This is a genomic window from Mesorhizobium sp. M2C.T.Ca.TU.002.02.1.1 (genome assembly GCF_003997225.1).
Genome location: NZ_RZTO01000431.1, coordinates 1 through 5,258 on the forward strand (window position 1 = coordinate 1; position 5,258 = coordinate 5,258).

Sequence of the window (5,258 nt, forward strand, 5' to 3'; positions counted from 1 at the left end):
GTCGCCGAGATCGGGAAGATCGTCGCCGCCGCCCTTGGCCTCGTCGTCGGCTTCCTCGAGCGAGACGACTTCGGCGCCTTCCTCCTCGTCGCCGTCCAGCTCCTTGTCGGCGACTTCGTCGTCTTCCTCGAGGGCGGAAATCTTGCCTTCCTCGAAATAGGAGCGCGGATAGCTCTTGCCGGTATAGGGCGAGACGATCGGGTCCTTGTTCAGGTCGTAGAATTTCCGACCCGTTTCGGGGTCGACACGCTTGGTGCCAAGTTCAGCTTTTGCCACGTCAGGCCTCGTCAAAAAAAGAAGGGTCCCCTTAACCGCAGTTTGAGGCGCTGTCAAAGCCAAAAGACATGTGCGCGAAACCCGCTTTTCAAAGGCTTGCGCCAAGGGGATGACCATTGCCGCGCGCCGTGATACGAGACCGCCGCATAACGACGAACCGGGCCGGCCAGCCGGCTTTTCATTTGGAAGACAAAATGTCTCATTCCGCCGCCGCTAAACCAGCCACGGCCCGCAAATCCCCTGCCCTTGCCGGCACCGCGCGCGTGCCGGGCGACAAGTCGATCTCGCACCGTTCCTTCATGTTCGGCGGCCTCGCCTCCGGAGAGACGCGCATCACCGGCCTGCTCGAAGGCGAGGACGTGATGCGTACCGGGGCCGCCATGAAGGCGATGGGTGCACATATCGAAAAGAAGGACGGCGAATGGGTGATCCGCGGCACCGGCAACGGCGCGCTGCTTGAGCCGGAAGGCCCGCTCGATTTCGGCAATGCCGGCACCGGCTCGCGCCTCACCATGGGCCTCGTCGGCACCTATGACATGGAGACCACCTTCGTCGGCGACGCCTCGCTCTCGGGCCGGCCGATGGGCCGCGTGCTCGACCCGCTGCGCCAGATGGGCGTGCAGGTGCTGAAGGCGGCACCCGGCGACCGCATGCCGATCACGCTGCGCGGACCGAAACATGCCGCGCCCATCACCTATCGCGTGCCGATGGCGTCGGCCCAGGTGAAGTCGGCGGTCCTGCTTGCCGGCTTGAACACGCCGGGCATCACCACGGTGATCGAGCCGGTGATGACGCGCGACCATACCGAAAAGATGCTGAAAGGGTTTGGCGCCAACCTGACCGTCGAGACCGATGAGCGCGGCGTGCGCCACATCTTCATCGAAGGCCAGGGCAAGCTTACCGGGCAGACGATCGCCGTGCCCGGCGACCCTTCCTCCGCCGGCTTCCCGCTGGTTGCGGCGCTGATCGTGCCGGGCTCGGACATCGTGATCGAGAACGTGCTGATGAACCCGACCCGCACCGGGCTGCTGCTGACGCTGCAGGAAATGGGCGGCCGCATCGACATCCTCAACCCGCGCAATGCCGGCGGCGAGGACGTGGCGGACCTGCGTGTGCGTTATTCAGAGCTGAAAGGCGTGGTGGTGCCGCCCGAGCGGGCGCCGTCGATGATCGACGAGTACCCGGTGCTGGCCGTGGCCGCGAGCTTCGCCGAGGGCGAGACGCTGATGCAGGGGCTGGAGGAATTGCGCGTCAAGGAATCCGACCGGCTCGCGGCGGTCGCCAATGGGCTGAAGCTCAACGGCGTCGACTGCACCGAGGGCGAGGCCTCGCTCGCCGTGCGCGGCAAGCCCGGCGGCAAGGGCCTGGGCGCTCACCCCAACGGCCAGGACACAGTGGTGAAGACGCATCTCGATCACCGCATCGCCATGAGCTTCCTGGTCATGGGGCTGGCGACGGAAAAGCCGGTGACCATCGACGACGCCAACATGATCGCGACGAGCTTTCCGGAGTTCATGGGACTGATGAAGGGGCTGGGCGCGGAGATCGAGTGACGGGGATGGATTGGAGCCGAACTGAGATGCTGGCGGGACAGCACCCCTCTCTGTCCTGCCGGACATCTCCCCCGCAAGGGGGGAGATCAGCCGGCACGCGGGCTTTCGCCAATCGCCAACGTCTCAGGATTGGGCGCGGCGCATCAGCCGCCAATCTCCCCCCTCGCGGGGGAGATGTCCGGCAGGACAGAGGGGGGCGTGAAGGAACGCGGCGCTTGTCTTATTCATCGCGCCTTTCGATTGTGTCGGCTCGCCCATGAGCATCCCCTTCACCATCGCCATCGACGGACCCGCAGGCGCGGGCAAGGGCACGCTTGCCCGGCGGCTCTCCGACCACTATCGCCTGAACCTGCTCGACACCGGCCTCACCTATCGCACGGTGGCCCACAAGCTGCTGGAACTCGGCCTGCCGCTCGACAATGTCTCGGCGGCGGAAACCGCGGCGCGGCAGGTTGACCTTTCGAACCTCGACCGCACCGTGCTTTCCGCGCATGCGGTGGGCGAGGCGGCATCGAAAGTCGCGGTCATCCCCACGGTACGGCGCATCCTGGTGGAAAAGCAGCGGGCCTTCGCCAAGGCACCGCCGGGTGCTGTGCTCGACGGCCGCGACATCGGCACGGTCGTGTGCCCTGACGCCGACATCAAGCTCTATGTCACGGCAAGTGCTTCGGTGCGAGCGCAGCGCCGGCTGGCCGAGATCGAGAGCATGGGCGGCAGCGCCGACCTCGCCACCATCCTCGCCGACATCGAGCGGCGCGACGAGCGCGACATGGGCCGCGCCGACTCGCCGCTCAAGCCAGCGGCGGACGCGCACTTGCTTGATACCAGCGAAATGGCTATAGAGGCCGCGTTTCTGGCGGCGATGGCGATCGTTGACGAGGCCCTTGCCAAGAGAAACAAGGCCTGATCGGGCGTTTTCGGTTGCCGTCGGCGGCGAAAATACCCATATCGGGCACGAACCAGCCTGCCAGCATTCTTCATGCGCCGGACTTGCCGCTCGAAAAGCGGCCAAGGGCTCTTCAGCCCGGAAAGCCGGCAGGCTCACGCAACGCTAACCCACGGCGCCCGCCCCGTTCGAAACGCGGGGCATTCCAGGAGAAACAATGTCAGTAGCTAACCCGTCTCGCGACGATTTCGCGAGCATGCTCGAAGAATCATTCACCGCCGGCCATTCCGGCGAGGGCCAGGTTGTCCGGGGCACGATCACCGCGATCGAAAAGGACATGGCCATCATCGATGTCGGCCTCAAGGTCGAAGGCCGCGTGCCGCTGAAGGAATTCGGCGCCAAGGGCAAGGACTCCTCCCTCAAGGTCGGCGACACCGTCGAAGTCTATGTCGAGCGCATCGAGAACGCGCTTGGCGAAGCCATGCTGTCGCGCGAGAAGGCTCGCCGCGAGGAGAGCTGGGTGCGTCTCGAGGAGAAGTTCACCAAGGGTGAGCGCGTCGAAGGCGTCATCTTCAACCAGGTCAAGGGCGGCTTCACCGTCGACCTCGACGGCGCCGTGGCGTTCCTGCCGCGCAGCCAGGTCGATATCCGCCCGATCCGCGACGTCACCCCGCTGATGCACAACCCGCAGCCCTTCGAGATCCTCAAGATGGATCGCCGCCGCGGCAACATCGTGGTGTCGCGCCGCACCGTGCTCGAGGAGAGCCGCGCCGAACAGCGTTCGGAAATCGTGCAGAACCTCGAGGAAGGCCAGGTGGTCGAAGGCGTGGTCAAGAACATCACCGATTACGGTGCGTTCGTCGACCTCGGCGGCATCGACGGCCTGCTGCATGTCACCGACATGGCATGGCGCCGCGTCAACCATCCGACCGAGATCCTCAACATCGGCCAGACGGTCAAGGTGCAGATCATCCGCATCAACCAGGAAACCCACCGCATCTCGCTCGGCATGAAGCAGCTCGAGTCGGATCCGTGGTCGGATATCGGCACCAAGTTCCCGATCGGCAAGAAGATCAAGGGCACCGTCACCAACATCACCGACTACGGCGCGTTCGTCGAGCTGGAGCCGGGCATCGAGGGCCTCATCCACGTTTCGGAAATGTCGTGGACCAAGAAGAACGTGCACCCCGGCAAGATCCTGTCGACGACCCAGGAAGTCGACGTGGTCGTGCTCGAGGTCGATCCGGCCAAGCGCCGCATCTCGCTCGGTCTCAAGCAGACGCTGGAGAACCCGTGGGAAGCCTTCGCGCGCAACCATCCGGTCGGCAGCCAGGTCGAGGGCGAGGTCAAGAACAAGACCGAGTTCGGCCTGTTCATCGGCCTGGAAGGCGACGTGGACGGCATGGTGCACCTCTCCGACCTCGACTGGACCCGTCCGGGCGAGCAGGTCATCGAAGAGTACAATCGCGGCGACATGGTCAAGGCGCAGGTGCTCGACGTCGACATCGAGAAGGAGCGCATCTCGCTCGGCATCAAGCAGCTGGCCCGTGACACGGTCGGCGAAGCGGCCAACAGCGGCGAGCTGCGCAAGAACGCCGTCGTCACCTGCGAGGTCATCGGCGTGAAGGATGGCGGTCTGGACGTGCGGCTGGTCGACAGCGGCATCGAGACCTTCATCAAGCGTTCCGACCTCTCGCGCGACCGCGACGAGCAGCGCCCCGAGCGCTTCACCGTCGGCCAGAAGGTCGACGCCCGCGTCATCGCCTTCGACAAGAAGACCCGCAAGCTGCAGGTCTCGATCAAGGCGCTGGAAATCGCCGAGGAGAAGGAAGCGGTCGCCCAGTACGGCTCGACCGACTCCGGCGCGTCGCTCGGCGACATCCTGGGCGCGGCGCTGAAGAAGCAGGGCAATTAAGCCAAGCCTCTTCCAGCCGAACAACAAAAACCCCGCCGGAGCGATCCGGCGGGGTTTTTCTTTGTCGGGATATCAGAGCAATTCCAGGAAAAGTGTCAGCGGTTTTCCGTCCGGAATTGCGTAAGACAAGAGATAGCCGTCAGGCGCGGCCGTAGAGCGGAACCAACGTGCCGCTCATGGCCTGGTTGGCAGGCGAGGCGAGGTAGGCGATCGCTTCGGCCGCGGCCTCCAGGCTGACCCATTTGCTGAAATCGGCGTCCGGCATGCTGTCGCGATTGGCCTGCGTGTCGAGCGTCGAGGGGGCCACCGCATTGACCAGGATGCCCTTGTGCTTCAACTCCTCGGCCATCGCCACGGTCATGGCCGCGACCGCCGCCTTGCTCGCCGTATAGGCGACCATGCCCGAACCCTTGCGCGGTTCCAGCGCCGCCCGCGCGGTGACGTTGACGACGCGGCCGGCGGTGTTGGACGCCAGCATCGAGCGCACCGCGGCGCGGCTGCACAGGAAGGCCGTGCGAGCGTTGGTGTCCATCATCTCGGCGAAGGAAGCCGACTCGATCTTCTCGACCGGCGCCATGGTGAAGCCGCCGGCAAGATGGATCGAGGCCCAGAGCCCGGGCACCTGATG

Annotated in this window: 5 protein-coding genes; 3 read left to right on the top strand and 2 right to left on the bottom strand. The window is 65.2% G+C overall.

All coding sequences use genetic code 11. The features are described 5' to 3' along the window. The coding region (locus EOD07_RS21330) for a TIGR02300 family protein (RefSeq protein WP_127236871.1) at positions 1–276 on the bottom strand (276 nt) is incomplete at its 3' end. Between the two features lie 194 nt (positions 277–470). Here EOD07_RS21330 and aroA point away from each other — a divergent pair. The 3 genes from aroA to rpsA all read left to right on the top strand — a co-directional run bounded on the left by aroA (position 471) and on the right by rpsA (position 4,630). Beyond that, positions 471–1,829, top strand: coding sequence for a 3-phosphoshikimate 1-carboxyvinyltransferase (gene aroA / locus EOD07_RS21335; protein ID WP_127236872.1), 1,359 nt, complete (start codon positions 471–473; stop codon positions 1,827–1,829). 256 nt (positions 1,830–2,085) lie between these two features. Then, entirely contained in the window at positions 2,086–2,736 is a 651-nt protein-coding gene (gene cmk, locus EOD07_RS21345) for a (d)CMP kinase (RefSeq protein ID WP_127236873.1), read from the top strand. A 196-nt stretch (positions 2,737–2,932) separates the two neighbouring features. Beyond that, a complete protein-coding gene (gene rpsA / locus EOD07_RS21350) occupies positions 2,933–4,630 on the top strand; it encodes a 30S ribosomal protein S1 (RefSeq protein ID WP_040988866.1) in 1,698 nt (565 codons plus the stop codon). Positions 4,631–4,769: 139 nt separating this feature from the next. On the opposite strand, the gene EOD07_RS21355 is transcribed toward rpsA, so the two are convergent. Continuing rightward, the coding region (locus tag EOD07_RS21355; protein ID WP_127236874.1) for an SDR family NAD(P)-dependent oxidoreductase at positions 4,770–5,258 on the bottom strand (489 nt) is incomplete at its 5' end.

Coding starts and splice junctions, on each gene's coding strand:
- aroA (WP_127236872.1), top strand. CDS start 471: ATGTCTCATTCCGCCGCCGCTAAACCAGCCACGGCCCGCAAATCCCCT.
- cmk (WP_127236873.1), top strand. CDS start 2,086: ATGAGCATCCCCTTCACCATCGCCATCGACGGACCCGCAGGCGCGGGC.
- rpsA (WP_040988866.1), top strand. CDS start 2,933: ATGTCAGTAGCTAACCCGTCTCGCGACGATTTCGCGAGCATGCTCGAA.